At 70.6% G+C, this 26,830-nt stretch carries 27 protein-coding genes; 12 read left to right on the top strand and 15 right to left on the bottom strand.

What is annotated here, in order from left to right; all coding sequences use genetic code 11:
• Positions 1-673: 673 nt before the first annotated feature.
• On the bottom strand, positions 674-874 hold the full coding sequence (locus ABZ906_RS17260; protein ID WP_361382829.1) for a DUF397 domain-containing protein: 201 nt from the start codon (positions 872-874) through the stop codon (positions 674-676).
• Positions 856-1,689 carry a helix-turn-helix transcriptional regulator gene (locus ABZ906_RS17255; protein ID WP_361382826.1) on the bottom strand — a complete coding sequence of 278 codons (834 nt, stop codon included), beginning with the start codon at positions 1,687-1,689 and terminating at the stop codon, positions 856-858. The genes ABZ906_RS17260 and ABZ906_RS17255 overlap by 19 nt, the downstream gene beginning before the upstream one ends.
• A 119-nt stretch (positions 1,690-1,808) precedes the next feature.
• Here ABZ906_RS17255 and ABZ906_RS17250 point away from each other — a divergent pair, with 119 nt between their 5' ends.
• Genes ABZ906_RS17250 through ABZ906_RS17240 form a run of 3 tightly spaced genes read left to right on the top strand, consistent with a single transcriptional unit; the run spans position 1,809 to position 2,939 of the window.
• Positions 1,809-2,060: a hypothetical protein gene (locus tag ABZ906_RS17250; RefSeq protein ID WP_361189213.1), complete on the top strand. Its 252-nt coding sequence runs from the start codon at positions 1,809-1,811 to the stop codon at positions 2,058-2,060.
• Positions 2,057-2,293 carry a hypothetical protein gene (locus ABZ906_RS17245; RefSeq protein ID WP_361189713.1) on the top strand — a complete coding sequence of 79 codons (237 nt, stop codon included), beginning with the start codon at positions 2,057-2,059 and terminating at the stop codon, positions 2,291-2,293. The genes ABZ906_RS17250 and ABZ906_RS17245 overlap by 4 nt, the downstream gene beginning before the upstream one ends.
• 16 nt (positions 2,294-2,309) lie before the next feature.
• Positions 2,310-2,939: a DUF1266 domain-containing protein gene (locus tag ABZ906_RS17240; protein ID WP_361382824.1), complete on the top strand. Its 630-nt coding sequence runs from the start codon at positions 2,310-2,312 to the stop codon at positions 2,937-2,939.
• Here ABZ906_RS17240 and ABZ906_RS17235 read toward each other — a convergent pair.
• Positions 2,936-3,613 (bottom strand): AIM24 family protein, encoded by a 678-nt coding sequence (locus ABZ906_RS17235; RefSeq protein ID WP_361189218.1) that lies wholly within the window; start codon positions 3,611-3,613, stop codon positions 2,936-2,938. The genes ABZ906_RS17240 and ABZ906_RS17235 overlap by 4 nt on opposite strands.
• 107 nt (positions 3,614-3,720) lie before the next feature.
• On the opposite strand from ABZ906_RS17235, the gene ABZ906_RS17230 reads away from it, so the two are divergent.
• The 3 genes from ABZ906_RS17230 (at position 3,721) to ABZ906_RS17220 (ending at position 6,887) form a co-directional block, all read left to right on the top strand.
• A complete protein-coding gene (locus tag ABZ906_RS17230) occupies positions 3,721-5,193 on the top strand; it encodes a membrane-associated oxidoreductase (protein ID WP_361383260.1) in 1,473 nt (490 codons plus the stop codon).
• Positions 5,194-5,269: 76 nt separating this feature from the next.
• Positions 5,270-6,022, top strand: coding sequence for a DNA repair protein RecO (recO, locus tag ABZ906_RS17225; protein WP_361189220.1), 753 nt, complete (start codon positions 5,270-5,272; stop codon positions 6,020-6,022).
• Positions 6,023-6,065: 43 nt separating this feature from the next.
• Complete coding sequence (locus ABZ906_RS17220; RefSeq protein WP_190081028.1) at positions 6,066-6,887, top strand: isoprenyl transferase; 822 nt, start codon at positions 6,066-6,068, stop codon at positions 6,885-6,887.
• Positions 6,888-6,965: 78 nt separating this feature from the next.
• Here the strand turns inward: ABZ906_RS17220 and ABZ906_RS17215 are convergent, their stop codons facing one another.
• The 4 genes from ABZ906_RS17215 to ABZ906_RS17200 form a co-directional block, all read right to left on the bottom strand.
• On the bottom strand, positions 6,966-7,379 hold the full coding sequence (locus ABZ906_RS17215) for a transcriptional repressor (protein ID WP_190081029.1): 414 nt from the start codon (positions 7,377-7,379) through the stop codon (positions 6,966-6,968).
• A 79-nt stretch (positions 7,380-7,458) separates the two neighbouring features.
• Positions 7,459-8,352, bottom strand: coding sequence for a metal ABC transporter permease (locus tag ABZ906_RS17210; protein ID WP_361383257.1), 894 nt, complete (start codon positions 8,350-8,352; stop codon positions 7,459-7,461).
• 2 nt (positions 8,353-8,354) lie between these two features.
• Positions 8,355-9,155, bottom strand: coding sequence for a metal ABC transporter ATP-binding protein (locus ABZ906_RS17205; protein ID WP_361382821.1), 801 nt, complete (start codon positions 9,153-9,155; stop codon positions 8,355-8,357).
• 32 nt (positions 9,156-9,187) lie between these two features.
• Positions 9,188-10,186, bottom strand: coding sequence for a metal ABC transporter substrate-binding protein (locus ABZ906_RS17200; protein ID WP_361382818.1), 999 nt, complete (start codon positions 10,184-10,186; stop codon positions 9,188-9,190).
• A gap of 168 nt (positions 10,187-10,354) precedes the next feature.
• Between ABZ906_RS17200 and ABZ906_RS17195 the strand changes: the two genes are divergently transcribed.
• A complete protein-coding gene (locus ABZ906_RS17195) occupies positions 10,355-11,734 on the top strand; it encodes a glycine--tRNA ligase (protein WP_361189231.1) in 1,380 nt (459 codons plus the stop codon).
• A 96-nt stretch (positions 11,735-11,830) separates the two neighbouring features.
• A complete protein-coding gene (locus ABZ906_RS17190) occupies positions 11,831-12,037 on the top strand; it encodes a hypothetical protein (protein WP_361189233.1) in 207 nt (68 codons plus the stop codon).
• Positions 12,038-12,071: 34 nt separating this feature from the next.
• On the opposite strand, the gene ABZ906_RS17185 is transcribed toward ABZ906_RS17190, so the two are convergent.
• The 3 genes from ABZ906_RS17185 to ABZ906_RS17175 all read right to left on the bottom strand — a co-directional run bounded on the left by ABZ906_RS17185 (position 12,072) and on the right by ABZ906_RS17175 (position 15,793).
• Positions 12,072-12,500: a protein-tyrosine phosphatase family protein gene (locus ABZ906_RS17185; protein WP_361382815.1), complete on the bottom strand. Its 429-nt coding sequence runs from the start codon at positions 12,498-12,500 to the stop codon at positions 12,072-12,074.
• A complete protein-coding gene (locus tag ABZ906_RS17180) occupies positions 12,497-13,966 on the bottom strand; it encodes an MFS transporter (RefSeq protein WP_361382812.1) in 1,470 nt (489 codons plus the stop codon). Before ABZ906_RS17180 ends, ABZ906_RS17185 begins: the two co-directional genes overlap by 4 nt.
• A 285-nt stretch (positions 13,967-14,251) precedes the next feature.
• Positions 14,252-15,793: an MFS transporter gene (locus ABZ906_RS17175; protein ID WP_361382809.1), complete on the bottom strand. Its 1,542-nt coding sequence runs from the start codon at positions 15,791-15,793 to the stop codon at positions 14,252-14,254.
• A gap of 17 nt (positions 15,794-15,810) precedes the next feature.
• On the opposite strand from ABZ906_RS17175, the gene ABZ906_RS17170 reads away from it, so the two are divergent.
• Together ABZ906_RS17170 and dusB are read left to right on the top strand one after the other, a co-directional pair.
• A complete protein-coding gene (locus tag ABZ906_RS17170) occupies positions 15,811-16,785 on the top strand; it encodes a helix-turn-helix transcriptional regulator (protein WP_361382806.1) in 975 nt (324 codons plus the stop codon).
• A 49-nt stretch (positions 16,786-16,834) separates the two neighbouring features.
• On the top strand, positions 16,835-17,965 hold the full coding sequence (gene dusB, locus ABZ906_RS17165) for a tRNA dihydrouridine synthase DusB (protein ID WP_361382803.1): 1,131 nt from the start codon (positions 16,835-16,837) through the stop codon (positions 17,963-17,965).
• Positions 17,966-17,974: 9 nt separating this feature from the next.
• On the opposite strand, the gene ABZ906_RS17160 is transcribed toward dusB, so the two are convergent.
• Both ABZ906_RS17160 and ABZ906_RS17155 read right to left on the bottom strand, forming a co-directional pair.
• Entirely contained in the window at positions 17,975-19,249 is a 1,275-nt protein-coding gene (locus ABZ906_RS17160) for a cytochrome P450 (RefSeq protein ID WP_361382800.1), read from the bottom strand.
• A 39-nt stretch (positions 19,250-19,288) separates the two neighbouring features.
• Positions 19,289-20,587, bottom strand: a complete 1,299-nt coding sequence (locus ABZ906_RS17155) for a glutamine synthetase family protein (protein ID WP_361189720.1) — start codon at positions 20,585-20,587, stop codon at positions 19,289-19,291.
• 682 nt (positions 20,588-21,269) lie between these two features.
• Between ABZ906_RS17155 and ABZ906_RS17150 the strand changes: the two genes are divergently transcribed.
• Positions 21,270-22,067 (top strand): acetoacetate decarboxylase family protein, encoded by a 798-nt coding sequence (locus tag ABZ906_RS17150; protein ID WP_361382797.1) that lies wholly within the window; start codon positions 21,270-21,272, stop codon positions 22,065-22,067.
• A 21-nt stretch (positions 22,068-22,088) separates the two neighbouring features.
• Here ABZ906_RS17150 and ABZ906_RS17145 read toward each other — a convergent pair whose 3' ends face one another.
• A complete protein-coding gene (locus ABZ906_RS17145) occupies positions 22,089-23,573 on the bottom strand; it encodes an APC family permease (RefSeq protein WP_361382794.1) in 1,485 nt (494 codons plus the stop codon).
• Between the two features lie 259 nt (positions 23,574-23,832).
• Here ABZ906_RS17145 and ABZ906_RS17140 point away from each other — a divergent pair, with 259 nt between their 5' ends.
• Positions 23,833-24,405 carry a MarR family winged helix-turn-helix transcriptional regulator gene (locus tag ABZ906_RS17140; RefSeq protein WP_361382791.1) on the top strand — a complete coding sequence of 191 codons (573 nt, stop codon included), beginning with the start codon at positions 23,833-23,835 and terminating at the stop codon, positions 24,403-24,405.
• Positions 24,406-24,456: 51 nt separating this feature from the next.
• Here the strand turns inward: ABZ906_RS17140 and ABZ906_RS17135 are convergent, their stop codons facing one another.
• Both ABZ906_RS17135 and ABZ906_RS17130 read right to left on the bottom strand, forming a co-directional pair.
• Entirely contained in the window at positions 24,457-25,299 is an 843-nt protein-coding gene (locus ABZ906_RS17135) for a gamma-glutamyl-gamma-aminobutyrate hydrolase family protein (RefSeq protein WP_361382788.1), read from the bottom strand.
• On the bottom strand, positions 25,284-26,813 hold the full coding sequence (locus ABZ906_RS17130; RefSeq protein WP_361382785.1) for an aldehyde dehydrogenase: 1,530 nt from the start codon (positions 26,811-26,813) through the stop codon (positions 25,284-25,286). The genes ABZ906_RS17135 and ABZ906_RS17130 overlap by 16 nt, the downstream gene beginning before the upstream one ends.
• Between the last annotated feature and the right edge of the window lie 17 nt (positions 26,814-26,830).

The following is a 26,830-nucleotide window of genomic DNA, read 5'->3' as shown; positions in this document are numbered from 1 at the left end:
CCGCCCCCCTCCAAGCCGGTCGCACATCGCCGAGGCAGCCTGCGGGCGAACACCTGGGCCCGGGTGGGCGCATCGCGCTCGCTGCGCGCCCCTCTCACCCCGAAACGCAACTTTGCCAAGTAGGTCCTCTACCCCCCCCGGCCCTCCAGGCCGATTGCACGAAAGTCCCGCCCCCATCACCCTCAGCGGCCCATCGCGTGGGACTTTCCTGCAATCCGCCCTCCGACCGGCCCAATCGGCCGCCCTTCCCCGCCTTGCCGCCGGACGCCACTTCCCTCCCGCCGACAGGGACCGCCGACTCCGCGCCCCATTGCCCCTCCCACCCCCGATACCTCTCCCGGTCACCCCCGACGAACTGGTCGGCGGACGCTTGACGAGACCGGTGCCCATTCCCCGGAGCGGCCGCGCGCCCCTCACCCTCTGCCGGTCACCCCAAACGAACCAGTCCGCACTCGACAAGACGACCGGAGGACGGGCCGTCCCTGGTCGAGAGTCCCGCTCCCGGGCCGTCCGGTCGTCTTCCCTCGCGCGGTGGAGGGGCGGGTGTCAAGGGTGGAGCGCAGCGGAATCGGCGCAGCCGACGCGTAGCGCAGCGGAGCGCCCTTTACGCCCGGCCCGGAACCGCCAATCTCGCGAGAACCGGACGGCCCCGGTAACTGATTCAGCCGCCGGGTCAGTTGATCGTGCGGACGTCCGCGACAAACGCGGACCACGCCTCGGCGCCGATGAGCAGGGCAGGACCCTGGGGGTTCTTGCTGTCCCGTACCGGCACAACACCGGGAACCCCGTCGGCCACCTCGACGCAGTTGCCGCCTTCGCCGTTGCTGTGGCTGCTCTTGCGCCAGCGGGCGTTGCTCAGGTCGTACTCGCGCATCGTCTGTAGTCCTTAGCCGCCGATTCGACCAGGGCCAGGGACGCCTCCGGCGACAGCGCGGCGACCCTGAGTAGATCGTATGCGCGTCTTGTCCGTGCGACCACTGCTGGTTCGTCGATCAGAGTTCCCGAAAAGGACGTCTCTGTATAGGCGGTTGGGGGTGCGTCCTCGAACTCCATGAGCCGCAAATCCCCGGCCATCGCGGCTTGCGCTCCCGCGTCGTACGGAAGCACGGCCATCACCACCTGTCGTTCTCGCATCAGCGCGGCGACGTGTTCGAGCTGCTGCGCCATGACGGTCGGTCCGCCCACCGGGATGTACAGCACGTTTTCGTGCAGCAGTGTCCAATACTCGGGCCTTGTAGCGTCGTTGAGGATGCGAGCCCGCTCCAGTCGGGCAGCCACCTTCTCCTCCACGTACGCGTCGGTCACGAAGGGGTTGGCTGCGATTGTGACCGCGCTCGCGTACGCGGCGGTCTGCAGAAGCCCTGGAATCACTGTGGGCGCGAACTCGCAGATTCGCGTCGCCAGCCGCTCCAACTCCACGACCGACGCGAAGTAATCCGCGTACCGCCTGTCGTCGATCAGCTTGCGCCACATCCGCTCGAAAAAGCCCCCGGTTTGTAAGACCTCGTCCAGCCTCTGGGCGACATCCAACTGTGGTTTCCGAATGGCCTGTTCGAATTGGCCGATGTAGCCGCCGGAAACAAATACCTGTACCCCCAGTGCCGACTGGGTGAAACCGGCGTCCTCTCGGCGGCGTTTCAGCTCTGCGCCGAAGAACTCCCAGGCTGCTTGACGTGAACCATTGGCCATGGCCAACCACCCTCCGCTGCGCCGCAGTTGTAGGGCGCAGACTCCTGCCGAGTGTAGGCCGGACCCGTCATCATCGAGACACGAAGCGTGAAATCCGATGGGAAAGGGGAGGCCACGTCATGACTGAAAGCAGGCGGCACTCGGCGCTATGCGTCGAAGAAGCGGAGGACACCGTGAAGGAATTGCGTTCCACACTCGCGAGGGCCGGAATTATTCTTCCGTCATTGCGGATCGACCCCACATCCAGGGCCCGCGAAGCCCCCTGCCCACGCATCGAATTGGGCGGATGTTCCGTTGATACGGCCGCACGCCTCACCGTCGCGCTGCTACGCGGCGCCGGCGTCGAAGGCGAGGATCCAAAGTGGACCTGAACCGTGATCCCGGGCCCCGGGGCCTTCCCGTCGGCGCCTACGCCGTGGACACCCGTACCGGGCAGGTCGGCAGGGTCATGGGGCACGAAGGGCCCTACGTCCAGCTCCGCCCCTTCGGCGGCGGACGGGAGTGGGACTGCACGCCGGACGCGCTCAGGACCGCCACCGATTCGGAGCGGCTCAGCGCCGCCACCGCCTATGTGAACGCACGCAGCCGGGGTGAAGTCCCGTGACGTAAGGTGCGGGCGCATGGCCATATGGAAGTGGAGCAAGCCGAAGGTCGAGTCGAAGTACCCGGCGCCGCTCACCATGCACCAGCTCTGGATGGTGTCGCTGAGCGCGCCGGTCAGCCGGGACAAGGACGCGTCCCGCACGACCCTGTATCCGTTCACCCGTATCGATGACCGCAAGGCCGAGAAGTGGCTGGCCGAGCAGTGGGAGATCACCGCGCCCGAGCAGCTGCTCGGGCGCCTGAGCGGGCTTGCGAGCACCGGTTATCGCGCCATGGCCCAGCGGAGGCTCGGCGTGGCGCCCCTGGCCTGGGACATCGCGCTCTACGTCGACATCTCACGGCGCGGCTTCGCCTGCGGGATGCTGAGCGAGGCCGACACCTGGGCCCGGCTCAAGAACGTCGTGCCGACGGTCGCGGGGACGTACGGCTCCTGGCAGGAGTACGCCGGCCACTACCTCCTCGGCAGGCAGGTCTGGCGGGAGAGCCTGCAAGGCACCGAGGACCAGGACTTTCCCGCGCCCCAGGCCGTTTCCGACGCCCACCTCCGCGCCCTCCTCGACCCGGCGAACCGGACCAGCCCGTGGATCCTCGCCCCCTGGGAAGCGATCAGCCACCCGGATCAGGCCCGCCCCGGCCGTCGGCGTTAGTGCTGCTGCGGCTTCTGCGCGGTCGCCTCGCTCGGGCGCACGATGACGTACCCCTCGCCCCGCAGCATCAGCTGCACCGCCTCCCCGGAACCACCCCTGATCATCGAGCCGATGGACTGCGAGCGGTGCAGGGACGTGTCCAGGTTCGCGGTCCAGCCGACCACCGCGTCCGTGTCGACGTACACCGGCTGCTGGGGCGAGACCGGGATCACCAGCGGGTTGCCGTCGCAGACCAGGCCGAGCTGCCCGGTCCCCGTGAAGACACTGTTGAAGAGGCCGCCGCCCGTCTTGCCCGCGCCCTTCACCGTCTTGATCTCGTACGAGAGGGTCGCGTCGAAGCACAGGACGTTGCGGCCGTTGACGGTGAGGACGTCGCCCGGCTCGATGTCGACGATGAAGCAGTTCTGCGCCTCGTTCGCGAACCACGCCTCGCCCTGCCCGCGCACCGCCATGAGCGGCAGGCCCTCGCCGGTCACCGCCCGCTTGAGCATGCCGCCCACGCCCTGGCCCTTGCGCTCGAACTGCAGGTCGCCGCGGTAGGCGATCATCGCGCCCTGCCGCGCGTGCATCTCACCGTTGACCGCGTACTTGATGGACTTGGCGTTCTGCAGGGTCATCCCGGGGGCGACGGACTGCTGCGCCATGTACTCCGTGGAGAACAGCTCACTCTTCATGCGCGCATATTGTCAGGTCTGGGCGGTTCAGTCAGGGGTCGGGAGGCAACGGGGGCGCGCGGAAAGGCAGTTGACACCCCCCGGCAGTGCGCGTCATCGTCGCGGCGGTGGAGAGCATCGAGCTGACGGCCGTCGAACGGCGCGTGTGGCAGGCGTACGCGCGCGGCCGGACCGTCGACCTCCGGCCGGCGGACGGCGCCGAGGCCGATTCCGGGGCCCAGTGGGGGCCCGAGCGGACCGTGCGCGCCGAGGTGCTCCGCCTGCTGCTCCTCGAAGGGCCGCGCGAGACCGGCGAGACCCCGCTGCTGCGGCTCACCGGCGCGAGGATCACCGGCAGGCTCGACCTCCAGTACGTCGACGTCGCGGCGCCGATCCACCTGTGGGCCTGCTACTTCGACGAGGTGCCCGATCTGTACGGGGCGCGGCTGCGGCAGCTGAACCTGGGCCGCTCCGTGCTGCCGGGGCTGCAGGCCATCGCCCTGCGCGTCGACGGCTCGCTGCGCATGACCCGGTGCCGGATCAGGGGGCCCGTGCGGCTCGGCGGCGCGCGGATCTCGGGCGCGGTCTTCTTCGATCACGCGGAACTGGGGGAGGCGGGCGTGCGGCTGGACGAGCCCGTCCTCGCGCTCAACCGCGTCATCATCGACGACGACCTCCAGGCCGACGGAGGCCTGGTCGCGCACGGTCTCGTCCGCCTGGAGGGCGCGGTCGTCGCCGGGAACATCACCCTCGACGACGCCGTGCTCAGCAACCCCGGCGGCACCGCCCTGCACGCGTCGACCCTCAACGCGGGCGCGGATCTGAACGCGGCACGGCTGACCGCGTCCGGGCGGGTCAATCTGCGGGGCGCCCGCATACCGGGACAGCTCAACCTGGAGGGCGCGCGCCTCTCGAACCCGGGCGGTACGGCGCTGCGGGCCAGTGGGGTGACCGCCGGGTCGTTCTGGCTGAAGGACGCGCCCCCGGTGGCGGGGGCCATCACGCTGCGGGGCGCCCAGTTCGACCTGCTGCACATCACCCCGGAGTCCTGGCCGAGCCAGGTGCGCCTGGACGGCCTGGCCTATACGCGGCTCGGCCCGCACGAACCCGCCGAACGCAGGCTCCAGGTCCTTGAGCGGGACACCGACGGCTATATCCCGTACGCGTACGAGCAGCTCACCGCGGCCTACCGCCGGGGCGGTGACGCGGCGGCGGCCCGCAGCGTCCAGCTCGCCAAGGAGCGCCGCCACCGCGCGACGCTGCCGTCGTACGCCAGGGCGTGGGGCTACCTCCAGGACGTCACCGTCGGCTACGGCTTCCGCCCGACGCGCGCGGCGGTCTGGCTGTTCTCGCTGCTCCTGATCGGATCGGTCACGTACGCGGTGCACCACCCGCGCGCGCTGAAGCCGGACGAAGCGCCCGACTTCGACCCGTTCTTCTACACACTGGACCTGCTGCTCCCCATCATCGGCTTCGGCCAGGAGCAGGCGTATGCCGCGGAAGGGGCGTACCAGACGCTGTCGTACGCGCTGATCGTCACCGGCTGGACCCTGGCCACGACGATCGCGGCGGGCGTCACACGGGCGATCAGCCGCCAGTAGGGGCGGTCGCCCGTTCCGGAGTGGTGTTCGGTGACCCCGGCCACGGCTGTCGGACCCGTACGCGAGAATGGGGCCCATGAGTCTGTTCCGTGATGACGGCATCGTGCTGCGCACCCAGAAGCTGGGTGAGGCGGACCGCATCATCACGCTGCTCACGCGCAGTCACGGCCGGGTCCGCGCCGTCGCCCGTGGCGTGCGGCGCACGAAGTCCAAGTTCGGGGCGCGGCTCGAACCCTTCTCCCACGTCGACGTGCAGTTCTTCGCGCGCGGCAGCGAACTCATCGGCCGCGGACTTCCGTTGTGCACGCAGAGTGAGACCATCGCTCCGTACGGTGGCGGGATCGTCACGGACTACGCGCGCTACACGGCGGGCACGGCCATGCTGGAGACCGCCGAGCGCTTCACCGACCATGAGGGCGAGCCCGCGGTGCAGCAGTATCTGCTGCTCGTGGGCGGCCTGCGGACCCTCGCCAACGGCGAGCACGAGCCGCATCTCATCCTCGACGCGTTCCTCCTGCGCTCCCTCGCCGTGAACGGATACGCGCCCAGCTTCGACTCCTGCGCGAAGTGCGGAATGCCGGGCCCCAACCGCTTCTTCTCCGTGGCCGCGGGCGGCTCCGTCTGCGTCGACTGCCGGGTCCCCGGCAGCGTCGTACCCTCGTTGGAAGCCATCGGCCTGCTCGGCGCGCTGCTCACCGGAGACTGGGAGACGGCGGACGCGTGCGAGGCACGGCATGTCAGGGAGGGCAGCGGGCTTGTTTCCGCCTATCTGCACTGGCACTTGGAGCGCGGGCTCCGCTCATTGCGGTACGTAGAGAAGACCACGTAAGCACGTCACGTACAGAGATCAGCTAGGTAGGAGAGAGCCCCCCATGGCACGACGCGGAATCCTCGGACGGTCCCGCCGTGAGTACAAGGTCCCCGAGCCGCACCCCTCGGGCGCCCGGCCGCCCAAGATCCCCGGCGAGCTGGTGCCGCAGCATGTGGCGTGCGTCATGGACGGCAACGGCCGCTGGGCCAAGGAGCGGGGGCTGCCGCGCACCGAGGGGCACAAGGTGGGCGAGGGCGTCGTCCTGGACGTACTCAAGGGCTGCCTGGAGATGGGCGTCAAGAACCTCTCCCTGTACGCCTTCTCCACCGAGAACTGGAAGCGCTCGCCCGACGAGGTCCGCTTCCTGATGAACTTCAACCGCGACGTCATCCGGCGCCGGCGGGACGAGATGAACGAGCTCGGCATCCGTATCCGCTGGGTGGGGCGCATGCCCAAGATGTGGAAGTCGGTCGTCCAGGAGCTCCAGATCGCCCAGGAGCAGACCGTCGACAACGACGCGATGACCCTGTACTTCTGCGTCAACTACGGCGGGCGCGCCGAGATCGCGGACGCCGCGCAGGCCATCGCGCGCGATGTCGCCGCGGGCAGGCTCGACCCGTCGAAGGTGAACGAGAAGACCTTCGCCAAGTACATGTACTACCCGGACATGCCGGACGTGGACCTGTTCCTGCGCCCGAGCGGCGAGCAGCGCACGTCCAACTACCTCATCTGGCAGTCCAGTTACGCCGAGATGGTCTTCCAGGACGTCCTGTGGCCCGACTTCGACCGGCGCGACCTGTGGCGCGCCTGCCTGGAGTACGCCGGGCGCGACCGCCGGTTCGGCGGGGCGATCCCGAACGAGGAAGAGATCGCGAACAGCTGACGCACGCGCACCGCGGACGCACTGCGAACGCACCGCGGGCCCGCACCGAATCCGGTGCGGGCCCGCGGTGCGTTCAGGTCACTTCTGCGCGCACTCCGCGCACGTGCCGAAGATCTCGACCGTGTGCGCCACGTTCACGTACCCGTGCTCGGAGGCGATCGCCTCGGCCCACTTCTCGACCGCGGGGCCCTCGACCTCGACCGCCTTGCCGCACACCCGGCAGACCAGGTGATGGTGGTGGTCGCCGGTGGAGCAGCGGCGGTAGACGGACTCGCCCTCGTCGGTGCGCAGCACGTCGACCTCGCCCGCGTCGGCGAGGGACTGGAGCGTGCGGTAGACCGTCGTCAGGCCCACCGAGTCGCCTTTGTGCTTGAGCATGTCGTGCAGGTCCTGCGCACTGCGGAACTCGTCCACCTCGCCCAGGGCCGCCGCCACCGCGGCGCGCTGCCGGGTGGATCGGCCTCGTACCGGGGGTCCCGCAGCTGTTGTCACAGGTGCCTCCTCAACTGATCACTCGCACGATCGCCCGCACATCTGTCATATCCCGTGGGGCCATTGTGCCAGCTCGCTCTCAGACGGTGACCTCGTCCGCCGGGCGCCGCGCGCCGGGAACGTCCGCCGTGCAGGTCGCGTCCGCGGCGGTCGCCGCCCGTGCCCGGCGCCTGGCCAGGGGAGTCGCGAGCGCCGTCAGGACCACGAAGACGCCGATCGCCATGAGGACGATGGTCGCCCCGGGCGGCACGTCCTGGTAGTACGAGGTGATCGTCCCGGAGAGGGTCACGGCGGTGCCGATGACCACCGACAGGACGAACGTCACCTTGAACGAGCGGGTGATCTGCTGGGCCGCCGCGACCGGCACCACCATCAGCGCGCTCACCAGGAGCAGGCCCACGACACGCATCGCGACGGTGACCGTCACCGCGGCCGTGACCGCGATGAGGAGGTTGAGGGCGCGCACCGGAAGTCCCGTGACCCGGGCGAACTCCTCGTCCTGGCTCACCGCGAACAGCTGCTTGCGCAGGCCGATCGTGACGAGGACCACAAAGGCCGCGAGCAGGCAGATCGCCGTGACGTCGGAGTCCGAGACCGTCGAGAGCGAGCCGAAGAGGTACGAGGAGAGGTTCGCGTTCGAGCCGGTGTCCGAGAGGTTGATCAGCAGGACACCGCCCGCCATGCCGCCGTAGAAGAGCATCGCGAGGGCGATGTCGCCGCGCGTCTTGCCGTACGCCCTGATCAGCTCCATGGTCACCGCGCCGACGATCGAGACCAGCGTGGCCATCCAGACGGGGCTGGAGTTGAGCAGGAAGCCGAGGCCGACGCCCGTCATGGCGATGTGGCCGATGCCGTCGCCCATCAGGGCCTGGCGGCGCTGGACGAGGTAGATGCCGATGGCGGGGGCCGTGATGCCGACGAGGACGGCGGCGATCAGCGCCCGCTGCATGAATTCGGTCTGGAAGATTTCCATCATCAGGTCAGCAGTCCCGTGCGGATCGGCTCGTGCTCGTCGGCCGAGTGCGGATGTACGTGGTCGTGGCCGGGCAGGGCGTGCTGTCCTGTGGCCTTGGGCGGCGGGCCGTCGTGCGTCACGCAGCCGTCGCGCAGGACGACCGCGCGGTCGATCAGCGGCTCCAGGGCGCCGAGCTCGTGCAGCACGAGCAGGACCGTCGTACCGGCCGCGACCTGCTCGCGCAGGGTCTGCGCGAGGATCTCCTGGCTCGCCAGGTCGACGCCCGCCATGGGCTCGTCCATGATCAGCAGCTCGGGCTCGGAGGCGAGCGCACGGGCGATGAGTACGCGCTGGTGCTGGCCGCCGGAGAGGGCGCTCACGGAGTCCTTGGCGCGGTCGGCGAGGCCGACGAGCCCGATGGCCCGGTCGACCGCCGCGCGGTCCGCCTTCGTCGTCCAGCCCAGCCTCGTGAGCTTCGTGCGCGAGAGGCGGCCCGACGAGACAACCTCGCGGATCGTCGCGGGGACGCCGCTGGCGGCCGTGGTGCGCTGCGGGACGTAGCCGACGCGGGCCCACTGCCTGAAGCGCTTGAGGGGGGTCCCGAAGAGGCTTATGTCGCCGCCGGTGAGGGGGACTTGGCCGATCACGGAGCGCACGGCGGTGGACTTGCCCGAGCCGTTGGCGCCGAGCAGGGCGACGACCTCACCGGAGTTGACGGTGAGGTCGATGCCGCGCAGCACGGGGCGCGCGCCGAGGGTGGCCGTGGCCGCCCGCACGGATATGACGGGCGGGGCGGTCCCCGCTGCGTCCGTGGCTTCCATGGCGTGCGCCTCCGATGCTGCTTGCCGTTCGTTCACTTCGCGCCGAGAGCCTTCTGCAGCGCGGCGAGGTTGGACTCCATGACCCCGATGTAGTCATCGCCCTTGGACTTGTCCGTAATTCCCTCGAGGGGGTCGAGGACGTCCGTCTTGAGGCCCGCGTCGTTCGCGAGGGTCTTGGCGGTCTTGTCGCTGGCGAGGGTCTCGAAGAACACCGTGGAGACCCTGTCCTCCTTGGCGATGTCCTGGAGCTCCTTGATGCGGGCGGGGCTCGGGTCCGACTCGGGGTCGACGCCCGCGATGCTCTCCTGCTCCAGGCCGTAGCGCTCGGCGAGGTAGCCGAAGGCGGAGTGCGTGGTGATGAAGGTCTTGGACTTGGCGTTCTTCAGGCCGTCCTCGAACTTCGTGTTCAGCCCGTCCAACTTCTTGACCAGGGCCTTCGTGTTCTTCTTGTAGTCCGCCGCGTGGTCGGGGTCGGCCTTTTCGAGGGCCTTGCCGACGCCCTCGGCGACCTCGGCGTACTTCACCGGGTCGAGCCAGATGTGCGGGTCGGCGCCGGCCTCGCTCTCGTGGCCGTGCTCTTCCTCTTCGGCGTGCTCGTCGGCGTGCTCGTCGGAGTGCTCTTCGCCGCCGTGGTCGTGGCCGACCCCGGAGCCGTGCTTCTCCAGCTTGGTGAGGGTCGCGGCATCCACGGTGTTCTTCACGCCGGACTGGCCGATGGCGTCGTCGACGGCGGGCTGGATGCCCTTGAGGTAGAGGATGAAGTCCGATTCGCCGAGATAGGCGGTCTGCTTCGGGCTGAGCTCCAGGTCGTGCGGCTCGACGCCCGGCTTGGTCAGGGTGTCGACGGAGACGTGCTCGCCGCCGATCTCCTGCGCGAGGTACTGCATGGGGTAGAACGACGCCGTCACGTTCAGCTTGCCGTCGCCGTTCTTGTCCGCGGCGCTTGAGGAGGAGCAGGCGGAGAGGGCCGTGAGGCCGAGAACCGTGGCGGAGGCGACGGCGGCGGTGGGTATGAGGCGACGTACGTTCATGACACTCATTTTCAACAAATCTGGAAACGATTGTCAACTAGCGGTCCGCGGGGGAGCTCGCCCGGAGGCCCCCGGGGGAGCTCGACCGGAACCGATTTGATTACGGGGGTAATGCCGCCGGTAACCTGAGTCATTCGCTTCGCCCACCGTCGTAATGAAGAGAGCACCGTGGCCGCCGACAAGATCGACAGCATCGTCAGCCTGAGCAAGCGCCGTGGCTTTGTTTACCCGTGCAGTGAGATCTATGGCGGCCAGCGTGCCGCCTGGGATTACGGGCCGCTCGGCGTCGAGCTCAAGGAGAACCTCAAGCGCCAGTGGTGGCGCTACATGGTCACTTCGCGCGAGGACGTCGTCGGTATCGACTCGTCGGTGATCCTGGCCACGGAGGTCTGGCAGGCCTCGGGTCACGTCGCGACGTTCTCCGACCCGTTGACCGAGTGCCTCTCCTGTCACAAGCGGCACCGCGCCGACCACCTGGAAGAGGCCTACGAGGCCAAGCACGGCCGCCCGCCGGAGAGCCTCGCCGACGTCAACTGCCCCAACTGCGGTACCAAGGGCCAGTTCACCGAGCCCAAGCAGTTCTCCGGCATGCTCTCCACGCACCTCGGCCCGACGCAGGACAGCGGCTCCGTCGCCTACCTGCGTCCCGAGACCGCGCAGGGCATCTTCACCAACTTCGCCCAGGTCCAGCAGACTTCGCGCAAGAAGCCGCCGTTCGGCATCGCGCAGATGGGCAAGTCCTTCCGCAACGAGATCACGCCCGGCAACTTCATCTTCCGGACCCGCGAGTTCGAGCAGATGGAGATGGAGTTCTTCGTCAAGCCGGGCGAGGACGAGAAGTGGCAGGAGTACTGGATGGAGCAGCGCTGGAACTGGTACACCGGCCTGGGCCTGCGCGAGGAGAACATGCGGTGGTTCGAGCACCCGAAGGAGAAGCTCTCCCACTACTCCAAGCGCACCGCTGACATCGAGTACCGCTTCCGCTTCGGCGGCAGCGAGTGGGGCGAGCTCGAGGGCGTCGCCAACCGCACGGACTACGACCTCTCCGCGCACTCCAAGGCTTCGGGCCAGGACCTCTCGTACTTCGACCAGGAGGCCGGCGAGCGCTGGACTCCGTACGTCATCGAGCCCGCAGCCGGTGTCGGCCGCACCATGCTCGCCTTCCTCCTCGACTCGTACATCGAGGACGAGGCCCCCAACGCCAAGGGCAAGCTGGAGAAGCGCACGGTCATGCGCTTCGACCACCGCATCGCCCCGGTGAAGGTCGCGGTGCTCCCGCTCTCCCGCAACCCGGAGCTCTCGCCGAAGGCCAAGGGCCTGGCGACCGCCCTCCGCCAGAACTGGAACATCGAGTTCGACGACGCGGGCGCCATCGGCCGCCGCTACCGCCGCCAGGACGAGATCGGCACGCCGTACTGCGTGACGGTCGACTTCGACACCCTGGACGACAACGCGGTCACGGTGCGCGAGCGTGACTCGATGAAGCAGGAGCGCGTCTCCCTCGACCAGATCGAGGGCTACCTCGCCTCGCGCCTGGTGGGTTGCTGACGCCCGACCCCCGCAGGGGCACTCGCTGAGTGAAGGTTGAAAGAAGCCCCCGGTTCCGCATAGGGAACCGGGGGCTTCTGCTGCACACTGTTCGCCATGCCTTCGATGACCACGAGCAAGGTCAGCAGATGGGACCAGCATGGACGCGAGCATGTCGTGCACGTGCAGAAGTCCGGCGTACAGCGCCAGTTGAGGTGCGATACGTGCGGCTGGGGCAAGCGGGTCCAGTTCCTGCCCTGGCTCAAGGCGGAGGAACACCTCGCCGAGGAGCACCAGGCGACGGTGGATCCCTCGGTGCCGTGACCCCGCGCGAACGGCGTCACGGGCGCCCCCGGCGTCAGCCGAAGCGCTTCACGAACTTCCGTTGCCACGGCGTCTCCACGGCCCGCGGCGCGTAGTGCTTCCGCACGTACGAGACCGCCTCGGCGCCCGGCACCCCGTCGAGTACCGCGATGCACGCCAGCGCCGTCCCCGTACGGCCCTTGCCGCCGCCGCACGCGACCTCGACCCGCTCCGTCCCCGACCGCTCCAAGGCCTCGCGCAGGGCGGCGGCCGTCTCCGTGCGGTCGGCGGGCAGCCGGAAGTCGGGCCAGCGCAGCCACGTGGACTCCCAGGCGACGGCGGGCGGTTCCTTGCCGAGGAGGTACAGCGCGAACTCGGGCCGCGTGCCCTCCGGGAGCGGGTGGCGCAGGCCGCGGCCGCGGATGAGGCGGCCCGAGGGCAGTCGCAGTACGCCTGATGCTGTGGGGTCCCAAGTCGCGGTCATGGCGCGAGAGTAGTACTCGGCCGGCCTGCCGGGTCCTCCGTTCCGGGAGCCAGGCGCTCGGCGGTGCGGCGTGCCGTTTCCCTCGCCCAGCGGCCGCTGGTCAGCGCGCCGAGGAGCAGGACCGCGAGGCCGCAGCCCGCGATGATCCACCAGGCGGGGCGGCTCGCCCCGGTGAACGCGGCCGCGTACGACGAGGATCCGACCCCGGAGGCCAGGACCGCGCCGATGACCGCGACGCCGAGCGTCTGGCCGATCTGGCGGCTCGTGGAGGCGACGGCGGCGGCGACACCCGCCTGGGAGCGGGGCATTCCGGAGACGGCGGTGTTGGTGATGGGGGCGTTCACGAAGCCGAAGCCGAGGCCGAAGAGTACGTAGCCGACGAAGAGCGTGGTGTTCTCGGTCTCCGCGTCGAAGGCGGCGAACAGGACGCCCGAGACGGTCATCGAGACCCCCGCGATCAGCAGGGGCAGACGCGGGCCGCGGCTGCCGACCAGGCGGCCCGACAGCGGGGCGCAGATCAGTGTCATCGCGGCCATCGGCAGCATCCACACGCCCGCGTGCAGGGCGTTCAGGCCGCGTACGTTCTGGAGGTAGAGCGTGGAGAGGAACAGAAAGCCGCCGAGCGCGGCGAAGGCGCAGACCGCGATGACCGTGGCCCCGCTGAACGGCGCCGAGCGGAAGAAGCGCAGGTCGATGAGAGGGTCGCGGCGGCGCGGCTCGTAGAGGAGCAGTCCGGCGAGGGCGAGGAGCGCGGCGCCCGCGAACGCGATGATCAGCGGTGACGTCCAGCCCGCCGTCGGGGCCTCGATGATCGCGTACGTCAGGGCGCCGAGCAGCGCGATGACCAGGAGCTGGCCGACGGGGTCGGGGCGGCGGGGCTTGGGGGCGCGGGACTCGGGGACGTACCGGATGGTGAGGAGCAGGGCCGCGAGGCCGACCGGCAGGTTGATCCAGAAGATGGAGCGCCAGCCGACGGAGTCGACGAGGAGACCGCCCACGATGGGGCCCGCCGCCATGGATATGCCGACGACACCGCCCCAGACCCCGATGGCGCGGGCCCGTTCGCGGGGATCGGTGAAGGTGTTCGTGATGATCGACATCGCGACCGGGTTGAGCATGGAGCCACCGACCGCCTGGGCCATGCGGAAGGCGACCAGGGACTCCAGATTGGGCGCGAGTGAACAGGCGACGGAGGCGACGGTGAAGATCACCAAGCCCACCTTGAAGATCTTCTGCCGTCCGACGCGGTCCGCCGTCGACCCCGCGAGCATGAGGAGCGCGGCGAGTACGAGGGTGTAGGCGTCGATCGTCCACTGCATCCCCGAGATGCTGGTGTCGAACTCCCGCGCCATGGTCGGCAGAGCGACGTTCAGGACGGTGTTGTCCAGGCTGACGATGAGCAGGCTCATGCAGCAGATGGCGAGGACGAGCATGCGTCGGCGGTGCGTCAGCTCTTGCGGGGGCATGTGTTCGACGGTATCCCGACGGACCGGGAGCTGCGTCCACGGACGACAGGGAGCCCCGATAGGGGCGCGGGGAACGGCGCGAGCAACCACGACGAACCGGCACGTGCTGACGACCGGCCGGGGGCGCCCGTCAGGGGCGCGGGGAACTGCGCGAGCAACCACAGCGCACCCGCACGTGACGACGGTCGGCCGGGGCCCCGTCAGGGGCGCGGGGAACTGCGCGGGCAACCACAGCGCACCCGCACCAAGAGCAGCCGCCCCCCCCGCTGAAGGGCCGGCCCCGCGTCACGTCAGCCGCCGAGGCAACCGCAGGCTGAGGAGAGCCAGGGCGATCAGGCCCGTCAGCTGTACGCCAAGGACCACCGCGAACGCATCCCGCATCCCCGCCGCCGGAACCAACGCCAGGAAAAGCGAGCCGAGGGTGGCGACGCCGAAGGCCAGGCAGGACTGCTGGACCGTCGCCGCGAGGCCACTACCCGCGCCCGCCTTCGCCGCCGGTACCGCGGCGAGCACGATGCGGTAGTAGAGAGCGAGCTGCACGCCCTGCCCGAGGCCGCACAGGGCCAGGCCGGGAGCGAGGGTGAGCGGGGTCAGCGAGGCGTACGGCGTCCACAGGACCGTCAGGGCGAGGAGCGCGAGGCCCGAGCCGTGGGCCAGCGCGCACAGCGTCAGTGCCCGGCTGCCGATCCGCGTCACCAGGCGCGGGGCCAGTATCGAGGCCGCGAACTGCGCGACGCCCATGGGGATCAGCGTCAGACCGGCCTTGAGCGGGCCGAAGCCGAGCCACTGCTGGAGCGTGACCGCGCTGACGAACATCCACCCGGCGAAGCCGGTGAAGATGGGCACGCCGAGGGCCAGGCCCCTGCGGACGCCGGGCTCACGAAGCAGCGAGGGAGGCAGCAGCGGGCTGCCGCCGGTGCGTTCGGCCCGCAGCTCCACGCGGGCGAAGGCAAGCGCCAGGAACGGCGAGGCGACCAGGAGCAGCACCGACCACAGGGGCCAGCCCGCGGCCCTGCCCTCGGTCAGCGGAAGCAGCAGCGCGATCAGGGTCGCGGCGAACAGCAGCGTGCCGCCGATGTCGCTGCGGGTGGGCTGCCCGGCACGGCTGTCCGGCACGGAACGCACCGCGCAGAGCAGCGCCGCGACCGCCACGGGCGCGTTCACCAGGAACACCGCGCGCCAGCCGGTGCCCGCCAGGTCGGCGGAGACCAGGACGCCGCCGAGCACCTGGCCGAGGATGACGGAGATGCCGCCCACCGAGCCGTAGAGGGCCACCGCCTTCGAGCGCCGCTCGCCCCGCGTCGTCGCGTGGATGGTGGCGAGGACCTGCGGCAGCATCAGCGCGGACGCCGCGCCCTGGGCCACGCGCGCCCCCACGAGCCACCAGGCGCCGGGCGCGAGCCCGCAGGCCAGCGAGGTCACGCCGAAGGCGGCGACACCCCAGAGGAAGAGCCTGCGGCGACCGTACGTGTCGCCGAGCCGCCCGCCGAGCACGAGCAGCACCGCGTACGCGACGGCGTAGCCCGCGACGACCATCTCCAGGGTGGCGGGGGAGGCGTGCAGGTCGTGTTCGATGCTGGGCAGGGCGACGTTGACGATAAAGAAGTCGATCATCGGGAGCGCGGCGCCGAGCAGGATGGTGACGAGGCCGAGCGGGGTCAGGGCGGGGTGTTCGCCGGCGGTGGCGGACCGGGCCGCCGGGGCGGGCTTCAGGACGCGGGCCGTGGAGTTCGTCAGGTTCACGAGTACGACGCTCGTCGAACTTTCAGCCTGGTACCAGAGTCGCTTTATCCTGGTACCTGTACTACCTGGAAACAGGGTCGGCATCCGGGCAAGCTGTCCTCATGGACACCGCAGCGCCTGCCCGGACGGGCGACCGCATCCGCCGCAGCGAGCTCGCCGACTTCCTGCGCAGCCGCCGCGAGCGCATCACGCCGGAGCAGGCGGGCCTGCCGCGCGGCCCCCGCCGCCGTACGCCGGGTCTGCGCCGCGAGGAGGTCGCGCATCTCTCGACGGTCGGCGTCACCTGGTACACGTGGCTTGAGCAGGGCCGCGCCATCCATGTGTCGGCCCAGGTGCTCGACGCGCTGTCCCGCGCCCTGATGCTCGACTCCGGTGAGCGCGCCCATCTCTTTCAGCTCGCGGGCACCGCCGACCCGTCCCCGGCCGCCGAGATCGCGTCGGTCCCGCAGGGCCTGCTGCGGATCGTCACGCAGCTGGAGCCGTACCCCGCCTGCGTCCAGAACGCCCGCTACGACATCCTCGCCTACAACGCCACGTACGGAAATCTCCTCGCGGACCTGGACGTGCTGCCGCCCGAGGACCGCAACTGCATGTGGCTGACCTTCACGCATCCCGCCTGGCAGGCCGCCATGGAGGACCGGGACGAGACGATGCGCCGGATGGTGGCGCGGTTCCGGGCGCGGATGGCGGGGCATCTCGCGGACCCGGCGTGGAAGACGCTGCTCAGGAGGATGCGCAAGGCGTCACCGGTCTTCTGCGAACTGTGGGAACGCCATGAGGTGATGCAGGCCGTCGACCAGTCGAAACGGTTCAACAACTCCGTCGTGGGCCCGCTGCACTTCACGTACCACGGCCTGTGGCTCGGTCCGGCCGAGGGGCCGCGCCTGGGCACGTACGTCCCGGCGGACGCCCGCTCGCAGGCGGCCACGGAGGAGCTGTACCGCTTGGTGAAGGCGGGGCGTGTGGGCAGCGGCGCGGGCAGTCCCGCGAGCAGCCGTACGGACGGTCATACGGGCAGCCGCACGGGCGGTCATACGGGCAGCCGCACGGGCAGTCCCGCGGATGAGGGACAATAAGAGGTCTGCCCTCGTCCCAGCCCCGTTCGTCCCGGAGGAATCCCGCGCCATGGAGCCCCAGCTTCAGATCGGCCCGCACGCCGTGCGGCCGCCCGTCGTGCTCGCGCCCATGGCGGGCATCACGAACGCGCCGTTCCGGACGCTGTGCCGCGAGTTCAGCGGGGGCAAGGGCCTCTTCGTCAGCGAGATGATCACCACGCGCGCCCTGGTCGAGCGCAACGAGAAGACCATGCAGCTGATCCACTTCGACGAGACCGAGAAGCCCCGGTCCATCCAGCTGTACGGCGTCGACCCGGCGACGGTCGGCAAGGCGGTCCGCATGATCGCCGAGGAGAACCTCGCCGATCACATCGACCTGAACTTCGGCTGCCCCGTCCCCAAGGTCACCCGCAAGGGCGGCGGCTCCGCGCTCCCGTACAAGAGGCCCCTCCTGCGCGCGATCCTCCGCGAGGCGGTCGCGGGGGCGGGTGACCTGCCGGTCACGATGAAGATGCGCAAGGGCATCAACGACGAGCACATCACCTTCCTCGACGCGGGCCGCATCGCCGTCGAGGAGGGCGTCACGGCGATCGCCCTGCACGGCCGCACCGCCGCCCAGCACTACGGCGGCACCGCCGACTGGGACGCCATCGCCCGCCTCAAGGAGCACGTCCCCGAGATCCCCGTCCTCGGCAACGGCGACATCTGGTCCGCCGCCGACGCGCAGCGGATGATGAAGGAGACCGGCTGCGACGGCGTCGTCGTGGGCCGCGGCTGCCTCGGCCGCCCCTGGCTCTTCGGTGACCTGGTGGCCGCCTTCGAGGGCACGGGCGCGCCCAAGGCCCCGGACCTGCGCGAGGTCTCGAAGGTCATGCTGCGCCACGCGACGCTGCTCGGCGAGTGGATCGGCGACGAGGCGCGCGGTGTCATCGACTTCCGCAAGCATGTCGCCTGGTACCTCAAGGGCTTCGCGGTCGGCTCGGAGATGCGCAAGCGCCTCGCGATCACCTCGTCCCTCGCCGAACTCGAAGACGGGCTCGGCGAGTTGGACCTCGACCAGCCGTGGCCGACGGGCGCGGACGGGCCGCGCGGCCGTACGTCGGGCAACAACCGCGTGGTCCTGCCGGACGGCTGGCTGAAGGACCCGTACGACTGCGCGGGCATCAGCGAGGACGCGGAACTGGACACGTCCGGGGGCTGATACGGGCCCCTACGCCAGGGTCACCGTGACGGGGAGTTCCTTGATCCCGTTCACGAAGTTGGAGCGGACGCGGCGCACCTCACCGGCCAGGCGGATGTCCGCCAACCGGGGCAGCAGCTCCTCGAACATGATCCGCATCTCCAGGCGGGCCAGGGAGTTGCCCAGGCAGAAGTGCGGGCTGCCCTTGCCGAAGGTGACGTGGTCGATGTTCTGGCGGGTGACGTCGAAGCGGTACGGGTCGGGGAAGACGTCCTCGTCACGATTCCCCGAGGCGAACCACAGCACGACCTTGTCGCCCTCCTTGATCAGCTTGCCGCCGAGTTCCACGTCCCGGGTCGCCGTGCGCCGGAAGTGGTAGACGGGCGATGCCCAGCGCAGGCACTCCTCGACGCCGCCCGGCACGAGCGAGGGATCGGCGGTGAGCTTGGCGCGCTCGGCCGGGTGGTCGATCAGCGCGAGCATGGAGTGCGAAATGGCGTGCCGGGTGGTCTCGTTGCCCGCGACGACGAGCAGCAGGAAGTAGTTGTCGAAGTCGGTGTCGGAGAGCGGGATGCCGTCCTTGGGCGAGTTGTTGACCAGGGTGCTCACCAGGTCCGTACCGCTCCCGCCGCGCCGTTTCGCGGCCAGCTTCCTGCCGTACTCGAAGACTTCGAGCGCGGCGGGGGAGCGGAAGGGCAGATCGCGGTACTGCTCGCTCTCCGCGCTCTCCAGAAGCACGTCGGCGTAGTCGGGGTCGGTGTTCCCGATGATGCGGTTGCCCCAGTCGATGAGCTGCTGGGTGTCCTCCTCGGGGACGTCGAGCATCCGGGCGAGCACGTTGATGGGGAAGTCGGCCGAGACCTCCCGCACGAAGTCGAAGGTCCCCTTGGGCAGGGCGGCGTCGAGGGTGCGGGCGGTGAGCCCCCGCAGGAACGTCTCGTACGTGGCGACCGCGCGCGGCGTGAACTGCTTCTGCAGGATCAGCCGCATCGCGCGGTGCCGCATGCCGTCCGTCTCCAGGAGGGAGCGGCGCAGGGCTATCTGGTCCTCGTCGACCTCTTCGAGGTTGGTGAACCGCGTCGAGGTGAAGGTCTCCGGGTCGCGGTCCACGCGCACGATGTCCTCGTGCCGGGTGATCGCCCAGAAACCGGAGTTGGGCGCGGGCTCGGGCTGCCAGTGGACGGGGTCATCGCGGCGCAGCACGTCGAACATCCGCCAGGGCAGCGTGCCGTCGGTGAACTTGTCGTTGTCGGCGAGGTCGACGTCGGACAGGGCGAGGGGCGCGGACCCCGTGACCGTACTCATGGACGTAATCCTTCGGTTCTCGGGAGTCGGGCGAGAGGGTCAGATGAGGAAGGCGTACTCGGTGAACTCCCATTCCGTGACGTGCTGCTGGAAGCGCTCGATCTCGTTGCGCTTGTACGTGAGGAAGGCGTCGGTGAACTCCGCGCCCAGGAGCCCGGTCAGTGCCGTGTCGGCCTCCAGGGCGTCGAGCGCGGCACCGAGCGTGCCGGGGAGGCCGGGGGCGGAGTCCTCCTGGTAGCCGTAGCCCTCCAGGGGCGCGGGCGGCTCCGGTTTGTCGCGGATGCCGAGGAGGATGGCGGCGACGGCGCCGGCCACGGCGAGGTAGGGATTGGCGGAGGCGTCGCCCAGCCGGAGTTCGAGGCGGGTTCCCGCGCCCCTCTCGGGCGGTATCCGGAGCATGGCGCTGCGGTTGTCGTGGCCCCAGTCGATGAGCCAGGGGGCGAGGGTGTCGGGGCCGAACCGTTTGTACGAGTTGATGGTGGGGTTGAGGAGGGCGCTGAGCGCGGGGGCGTGGCGCAGGAGTCCGGCGATGGCGTGCCGGGCAGTGGCGGAGAGGCCGTCGGGGGCGCCCGCGTCCGCGAAGACGTTGTGTCCCGCGGCGTCGACGAGCGAGGCGTGCAGATGGAAGCCGGAGCCGCCGAGGCCGTTGAACGGCTTGGCCATGAAGGTCGCGAGCCGTCCCTCGCGGCGGGCCGTCTCCTTGACGGCGGCCTTGAAGCGGAAGGCGCGGTCGGCGGCGTCCAGGGCTTCGGAGTGGTCGAGGTTGATCTCGAACTGCCCGCCGTCGAACTCGTGGTTGCCTGCGATGACGCCGATGCCGAGGTCGCCCAGGGTGCGCAGGGTGCGCAGGAGGTGGCCGTCCGGGTCGCCGCGCCGGCCCGCGCTGTACACGTTGCCCGTGGCGCCGCCGTACACGGACCATCCGGAGGGGGTCGCGGGGTCGGCCTCGCACAGGAAGTACTCCAGCTCGGGGCCGACGATCGGGGTGACGGCGCCGTCGGCGTACTCCTCGGCGCTCTCTAGTACCCGCCGCAGCAGGGCGCGTGGCGACTCCGGGGCGGCTTCGCCGGTCGCGGGGTCGAGGGTGTCACCCAGGCACCAGGCGACGCCGGGCTCCCAGGGCAGCGGTTGCAGGGTGGACAGATCCGGTCGTACGGCGACGTCCGGGAGCCCGGCGTCGAGGCCGCCCGTGACCGGGACGACGTCTCCGCGGGGGGTGGTGTGGTAGACGGCGCGGCAGAAGGAGAGGCCGTGTTCGCAGGCGCTCGGCAGATGCGTGACGAGGATGTCTCTTCCCCGGTCGGCGCCGAGGAGGTCCGGGTAGACGACGCGGATCACGTCGGTGCCTTGGGCGCGGAGCGCTTCTACGGTTTCCGCTACTCGGGTGGCCTTGTTCCTCGGGGTTGCGCTGGTTTCACTCACCCGGAGTCCAGCCTTTCTGCGGTTATCGTTTGAGACCAAACGATAGGAACCCACGCGGGGCTGCGCAAGCCCCTACGGGGGGTTTGGGGGCAACTGGGCCCGCTGTCCAATGCCTTGGACCCCGCGGTGAGCCTCCCCGCCGGGGTGCGCGCCACCGGCGGGATATCGGCGCACCCCCGCCATAGACCCCGTAGGACCTTTCCCGCCCACCCGCCCGACTCGCCGGGTTCGACCCGGGGCGTAGGACCGGGGCGTAGGAACGGCCCGGTTGGTGACGGCCCGCACCCGGCATCGAGACGGGAGGGGGTGTGTCGGTATTTCCGCCCGGAGCACGGTTCGCGGCGCTCCCGAGGCGAAGAAGACAGGCGACCAGAGGCGGATGGCGAGGACGGACATACCGGCGCGCCCCCGCACCCACAGACGAACCCGCACCGCACCCGGACGCACCCGCAGCCGGAACGCCCCGCACCGCACCCGGCCGACCCGCACCCGCACCCGGAACGCCCCGCACCCGCCCCCATAGCGCTAGAACCCCCAGAGGTCTATCGTACGGGCCCAAACGACAAGGAAAGTTCGTCGCGTCCGAAGGAGCAGCCTCATGGCCGGAGTTCGCGTTCAAGGATTCTTCCCGCCCAGGACCGCGACGGGCCGCTCCTCGCTCATCCCGGCCCCGCCCTGGCACTACTCGGGAGACCTCCTCACCGTCGAGTACCGCACGGACCCCGCCAGGATCCGAGAACTCCTCCCCGCGCCACTCGACCTCGCCCCCGACGACCCCGGCGCCGTCGCCCTCATCTGGGCCGACTGGCAGTCCTGCGGGGACTCCAGGGAAGAGCTGCTCGACCCCGTACGGGCCCAGTACAAGGAGTGCTTCGCCGTCGTGCGGTGCGGCTACCGCGGCCGTACCTACTCCCGCTGCGTCTACATCTGGGTCGACAAGGACTTCGCCGTGGCCCGCGGCATCCACCAGGGCTACCCGAAGAAGCTCGGCTCGATCCACCTCACCCGGCCGCACCCCTTCGGCCCCGCCCCCCGCATCGAGGCGGGCGCCGCCTTCGGGGCCACCCTCGCCGCCGCCGACCGCCGCATCGCCCAGGCGACGGTCACCCTGCGCGAACCCGCTGAGGCGAACGGCTTCGTCAACGCCCACCCCATGGCCCACCACCGCCAACTCCCCGCCATAGAGGGGAAGGGCCTGGCCCTGGACGAGCTCATCGCATCCGGCGCCGCTTCCTTCGAGGGCGGTCAGCCCTGGTCGGGCGAGGCCGAACTCGACCTCTTCGACGTACCCACGGAGGAACTGGCCGCCCTGACGATCGAGGAGCCGATCGGCGCGTACTACCGGCAGGTGGGGGTGACCTGGAACGGCGGGACGCTGCTGGAGCGGGGCTTGTAGAAGCGAAGCACGAGCCCCGCCCTACTTCCCCGCCGCCGACCCGATCCCCGCATAAGTCTCCGGACGGCACCTCCGCAGCCACACCCCCCACAACACCCCCGCCGCGGCGACGACGAGGATCAGGGAAGGCAGAATCCACCGCAGCGGATTGCCGGACGAAACTCCCAGCTGGACGCTGAAGTTGGTCAGGGCGAGCCAGAAGATGACGGCGAGCGCGGCACCCGACAGGAGTGGCGCGACGAGCCGGTTCCACAGGGGCTCGCTGGACTCGTTCAGCTCGCGCCGGCGGACGAAGTAGGCGATGACCGAAGCGGACGTGGCGAGCAGCAGCAGGATCACGCCGAGTGCGCCGAGGTTGGTCAGCCAGGTGAAGACGTCCATCACCGGATCGCGCCCCGCGAGCGCGAAGACGCCGATGACGACGAGCGTGAGGGCGGTCTGGAGCAGCGATCCCCGGTGCGGAGACCCGTGCCGCGGGTGGATCACTCCGAGCCCGCGCGGCAGCACGCCCTCCCGGCCGAGTGAACGGACGTACCGGGCAACGGCGTTGTGGAAGGAGAGCAGCGCGGCAAGGAGGCTGGTGATGAGGAAGAGCTGCGCGAAGTCGGAGAAGGCCGGGCCCAGGCCGCTGGTCCGGTCACCGAGGAAGAACAGCATCTCGGGCCCCTGCTCGGCCGCGACCTTCGTGGCCTGCCCGGTGCCCGCGCCGCTGATCATGGCCCAGGCGGTGGCCGCGTAGAAGACCCCGATGAGCCCGACGGCGATATAGGTGGCGCGCGCCACCGTACGGCGCGGATCACGGCACTCCTCGCTGTAGAGCGCCGCCGACTCGAACCCCATGTACGCGGCGAAGACGCAGCACAGCGCGACGCCGAGCGCGCCGTCCGTGGCGGCGCCCCAGGTGAGCGGTGCGGTGGAGACCCCCTGCGGGGCGTCGGCGAACTGCCCGACGTCGAAGACGAGCACGGTGCCGAACTCGAACACGAGCAGGACGGCGAGCACCTTCACGCCCAGATCCACGCGCCGGTACCCGAGCGCTCCCACCACGACCGTGCACGCGAGGACGAGCGCCCACCAGGGGATGGCGACGCCGGTCTTGGAGTCGATGAACTGCGCGGTCGTCGCCCCGAAGAGCCCCGCGATGCCGATCTGCATGGCGTTGTACGCGAGCAGCGCGACGAAGGCCGCGCCGACACCGGCGGTGCGGCCGAGACCCTGCGCCGTGTACGCGTAGAACGCCCCGGCGCCCGTGATGCGCCGGCTCATGGCCGCGTACCCCGCGCTGAAGAGGGCGAGGACGACGCCGATGAGGAGGTAGAGCAGGGGTATGCCGAGGATTCCCGTGACGCCGAGGGACTGCGGTACGCCGCCCGCGGCCACGGTGAGCGGGGCCGAGGCCGCGACGACGAAGAAGACGATGCCGGTGACGCCGATGCGGCGTTCGGGTGCGGAGGCGGAGGAGAGGGGCGGCGCGGGCGCGGGCGTGCCGTGGTGATCGATGGCCATACCGGGACTCCGGGGAGGGGAGGGCGTATCCAGCGGAAACGCGTTATCGTTTGAGCCCGTACGAATTCGAGTGGCGCTGATGGTACGGACGCGTATGCGCCCCGGCAAGAGGTCTTGGCAGACTGTGGCCGTCGGCCGGAACCACAGCAGACGCGAGCGGGCGCGCCAGGCGCAGGCGGCGCACGGGCGCGGCGCGGTCAATGCACGGGCGCCGCGCGGGCAACGCGCAGGCGACGCACAGGAACGAGGAGATACGGACGTGACGGGCTACCGCACCATCCGCGAGACCGAGAAGGCGGTCCGGGCCAAGCTCGGCGGCACCCCCGTCAAGTACGAGCAGATGGCCGCCGTTTCGAACATCTACCGCGCGGCGTCGGCCGTCCGGCAGCACTTCGAGAACTCCGTGCTGCGGGGGGCCGAGCTGACGTGGACGTCGTTCGTGGTGCTTTACGTCGTCTGGATCTGGGGGGAGATGGAGACGCGGTACGTCGCCGAGGAGGCGGGCATCTCCAAGGGCACCCTGACCGGGGTCGCCCGCACGCTGGCGGGGCGCGGGCTCCTGGAACGCCGGGGCCACCCGGACGACGGGCGGCTCGCGCTGCTGCGGCTGACCGAGGAGGGGGAGCGGCTGATGGAGAAGGTGTTCCCCGCCTTCAACGCGGAGGAGGCGTTCGTCGCCGACGGTCTGACGGACGAGGAGTGCAGGACGCTGGCGGATCTGCTGCGGAAGATCGTCGTGCAGACGGAGGAGCGGGGGGAGGAGCGGCGGTTGGAGCTTCTTGACGGCGAGGAGCCGACGCCTCGCCGCAGCGGGCGCCGCGCCAAGGGGTAAGCAGACCCGGACTCCTGGCGCCGTCGATCACCGGCTCCGCCGAGTTCGTCCTCAGACGCCGGACGGGCTGAAATCCTCCGTCAGCGCCGCTCGGGTCACCGCCGCCCGGACCAGCGCCCCGAACAGCCCCTGCTGGGCCGCATCCGACGCTGCCGTGTCCTCCGGGTGCCACTGGATCGCGGCGAACCATCCCTGTGCAGAGGGGAGTTCGAGCGCTTCCACCGTCCCGTCGGCCGCCCACGCCGTGGCCGTGAGCCCCCGCCCCATCACCTCCACGCACTGGTGGTGGAAGCACGAGACGTACACCGTCTCCGCGCCGCCCAGCGCACGCCCCACCACGGAACCGGACGCCACCCGCACGGGGTGCACCACATGCCGATGCGCCCCCGTCCCCGATCCCCCCGTCCCCGATCCCCCCGCTCCCGATCCCTCCGCCCCGCCCATGTCCTGCCGAAGCGACCCCCCGAGCGCGACGTTCACCACCTGCAACCCCCGGCAGACCGCCAGCAGAGGCAGGCCGCAGGCCAGCGCGGACCGCGCGAGGGCGAGGTCGAACGCGTCCTGGGCGTCGTCCACGTCGTACACGGCCTCGTGCACCTCGGAAGCGCCCTCCGCGCCGCCTTCCCCGCGGCCTTCCGCCCCGCCCTCCGCGTACCGCCACGGCGCCAAGTCCCCGCCTCCCGGCAGCAGCAGCCCGTCACAGCGCGCGAGCCTGGCCGCCGCCTCGCCCGGCGGGCCCGGCAGCATCATGAACGGCTCGCCCCCGGCACGGAACACCGCCTCCGCGAGCGCCCGCGCCGTCACCACCGCCTCGTACCGGAGCGCGGAAGTCGACGCCGCATGGCGCTGCGGCAGGGCGATGAGCGGGCGTGGCCGCCTCAAAGCCGGATCCACGTCGTCTTCAGCTCCGTGTACTTCTCCATGGCGTGCACCGACTTGTCCCGCCCGTTCCCCGACTGCCTGTAGCCGCCGAACGGCACCGACATGTCGCCCTCCTCGTAGCAGTTGACCCACACGGTCCCGGCCCGCAGGCGCCGCGCCATCGTGTGCGCGGTCGACAGGTCCGAGGTCCACAGGCCGGCCGCGAGCCCGTACTCCGTGTCGTTGGCGAGGGCGACCGCCTCGTCGAGCGAGCCGAAGGTGAGGACGGAGAGGACCGGGCCGAAGATCTCCTCGCGGGCGAGCGGCATGTCCGGGGTGACCCGGTCGAACACGGTCGGCGCGAAGTAGCTGCCGCCGGGGACGACTTCGCGTCGTACGCCACCGGCGCGCAGCCGCGCGCCGCCCGCCTCGCCCCGTCGTACGTGCTCCTGGACGGAGTCCGCCCGGGCCGCACCCGCGAGGGCGCCCATCTCCGTGGCGGGGTCCAGGGGATCGCCCACCCGCAGGGTCCCGGCCCGCTCCACGACCGCCGCCGTCACTTCCTCCGCAACCGACTCGTGGACGAGGAGCCGCGAGGGCGCCGTGCACATCTCGCCCTGGTTGAAGAAGATGCCCCAGGCGGCGGTGGCCGCCGCCGTCGCGAGGTCGGGGGCGTCGGGCAGGATGATGTTGGGGGACTTGCCGCCCAGCTCCAGCCAGACGCGCTTGAGGTTGGAGTCGGCCGCGTAGTGGAGGAAGCGGCGGCCCACCGCCGTGGAGCCGGTGAAGGCGATGACGTCCACGTCGGGGTGGCTGCCGAGCGCGCGGCCCGCGGTCGGGCCGCCGCCCGCGACGACGTTCAGGGCGCCGGGCGGCAGCCCCGCCTCGTCGGCGATCCGGCCGAGCAACAGTGCGGACAGGGGCGTGAGTTCGGAGGGTTTCAGGACCACCGTGCAGCCGGCCGCCAAGGCCGGGGCGATCTTCCAGGCGGCCAGGGTCAGGGGGAAGTTCCACGGGACGACCGCGCCGACGACGCCGGACGGTTCGCGCGTGACGAGGGCGAGCGCGCCGGGCTCGGTGTGCGGGGCGGTGTCGGTCAGCTTGTCGGCGAGCTGGCCGTACCAGCGGAAGGTGTACGCCAGGGCGCGCAGCTCGATGTCGTACGACTCCGTGATGGGTTTGCCGTTCTCCAGAGTGATCGTGAGGGCGAGGGCGGAGCGGTGCTCTTCGACGAGAGCGGCGATCCGCTGGAGGGTCCGGCCCCGGTCCTCGGGGGAGAGGCGCGGCCAGGGGCCCGTGTCGAAGGCGCGGCGGGCGGCGGCCACCGCCAGGTCCACCTCCTTCTCACCCGCGTCCGCGACCAGGGCGAGCGTGCGGCCGTCACGCGGCGAGACGACGGGGAACGTGCTTCCCGAGCCGTCGGCGTCGGCGCCCGCGATGCGGTGCCGGGTGGGGAGCGCGATCGCTTCGGCCCGGTGTGTCCAGTCCTGGTGGCTGCTGGTGCTGGTGCTGGTGCTGGTGTTGGTGGCCAGGGCGTCGTCCGGCATGGAGGCCTCCCGGGGGA

The organism is Streptomyces sp. NPDC046925 (genome assembly GCF_040644915.1).
Classification (GTDB): domain Bacteria; phylum Actinomycetota; class Actinomycetes; order Streptomycetales; family Streptomycetaceae; genus Streptomyces.
This window is presented reverse-complemented; position numbering and strand designations above follow the sequence as displayed.

Excerpts from the sequence above, each read along its gene's own strand:
- ABZ906_RS17260 (WP_361382829.1), bottom strand. The coding sequence starts at position 874 with ATGCGCGAGTACGACCTGAGCAACGCCCGCTGGCGCAAGAGCAGCCAC.
- ABZ906_RS17255 (WP_361382826.1), bottom strand. The coding sequence starts at position 1,689 with ATGGCCAATGGTTCACGTCAAGCAGCCTGGGAGTTCTTCGGCGCAGAG.
- ABZ906_RS17250 (WP_361189213.1), top strand. The coding sequence starts at position 1,809 with ATGACTGAAAGCAGGCGGCACTCGGCGCTATGCGTCGAAGAAGCGGAG.
- ABZ906_RS17240 (WP_361382824.1), top strand. The coding sequence starts at position 2,310 with ATGGCCATATGGAAGTGGAGCAAGCCGAAGGTCGAGTCGAAGTACCCG.
- ABZ906_RS17235 (WP_361189218.1), bottom strand. The coding sequence starts at position 3,613 with ATGAAGAGTGAGCTGTTCTCCACGGAGTACATGGCGCAGCAGTCCGTC.
- recO (WP_361189220.1), top strand. The coding sequence starts at position 5,270 with ATGAGTCTGTTCCGTGATGACGGCATCGTGCTGCGCACCCAGAAGCTG.
- ABZ906_RS17220 (WP_190081028.1), top strand. The coding sequence starts at position 6,066 with ATGGCACGACGCGGAATCCTCGGACGGTCCCGCCGTGAGTACAAGGTC.
- ABZ906_RS17210 (WP_361383257.1), bottom strand. The coding sequence starts at position 8,352 with ATGGAAATCTTCCAGACCGAATTCATGCAGCGGGCGCTGATCGCCGCC.
- ABZ906_RS17205 (WP_361382821.1), bottom strand. The coding sequence starts at position 9,155 with ATGGAAGCCACGGACGCAGCGGGGACCGCCCCGCCCGTCATATCCGTG.
- ABZ906_RS17200 (WP_361382818.1), bottom strand. The coding sequence starts at position 10,186 with ATGAACGTACGTCGCCTCATACCCACCGCCGCCGTCGCCTCCGCCACG.
- ABZ906_RS17190 (WP_361189233.1), top strand. The coding sequence starts at position 11,831 with ATGCCTTCGATGACCACGAGCAAGGTCAGCAGATGGGACCAGCATGGA.
- ABZ906_RS17185 (WP_361382815.1), bottom strand. The coding sequence starts at position 12,500 with ATGACCGCGACTTGGGACCCCACAGCATCAGGCGTACTGCGACTGCCC.
- ABZ906_RS17180 (WP_361382812.1), bottom strand. The coding sequence starts at position 13,966 with ATGCCCCCGCAAGAGCTGACGCACCGCCGACGCATGCTCGTCCTCGCC.
- ABZ906_RS17175 (WP_361382809.1), bottom strand. The coding sequence starts at position 15,793 with ATGCCGACCCTGTTTCCAGGTAGTACAGGTACCAGGATAAAGCGACTC.
- ABZ906_RS17170 (WP_361382806.1), top strand. The coding sequence starts at position 15,811 with ATGGACACCGCAGCGCCTGCCCGGACGGGCGACCGCATCCGCCGCAGC.
- dusB (WP_361382803.1), top strand. The coding sequence starts at position 16,835 with ATGGAGCCCCAGCTTCAGATCGGCCCGCACGCCGTGCGGCCGCCCGTC.
- ABZ906_RS17160 (WP_361382800.1), bottom strand. The coding sequence starts at position 19,249 with ATGAGTACGGTCACGGGGTCCGCGCCCCTCGCCCTGTCCGACGTCGAC.
- ABZ906_RS17150 (WP_361382797.1), top strand. The coding sequence starts at position 21,270 with ATGGCCGGAGTTCGCGTTCAAGGATTCTTCCCGCCCAGGACCGCGACG.
- ABZ906_RS17145 (WP_361382794.1), bottom strand. The coding sequence starts at position 23,573 with ATGGCCATCGATCACCACGGCACGCCCGCGCCCGCGCCGCCCCTCTCC.
- ABZ906_RS17130 (WP_361382785.1), bottom strand. The coding sequence starts at position 26,813 with ATGCCGGACGACGCCCTGGCCACCAACACCAGCACCAGCACCAGCACC.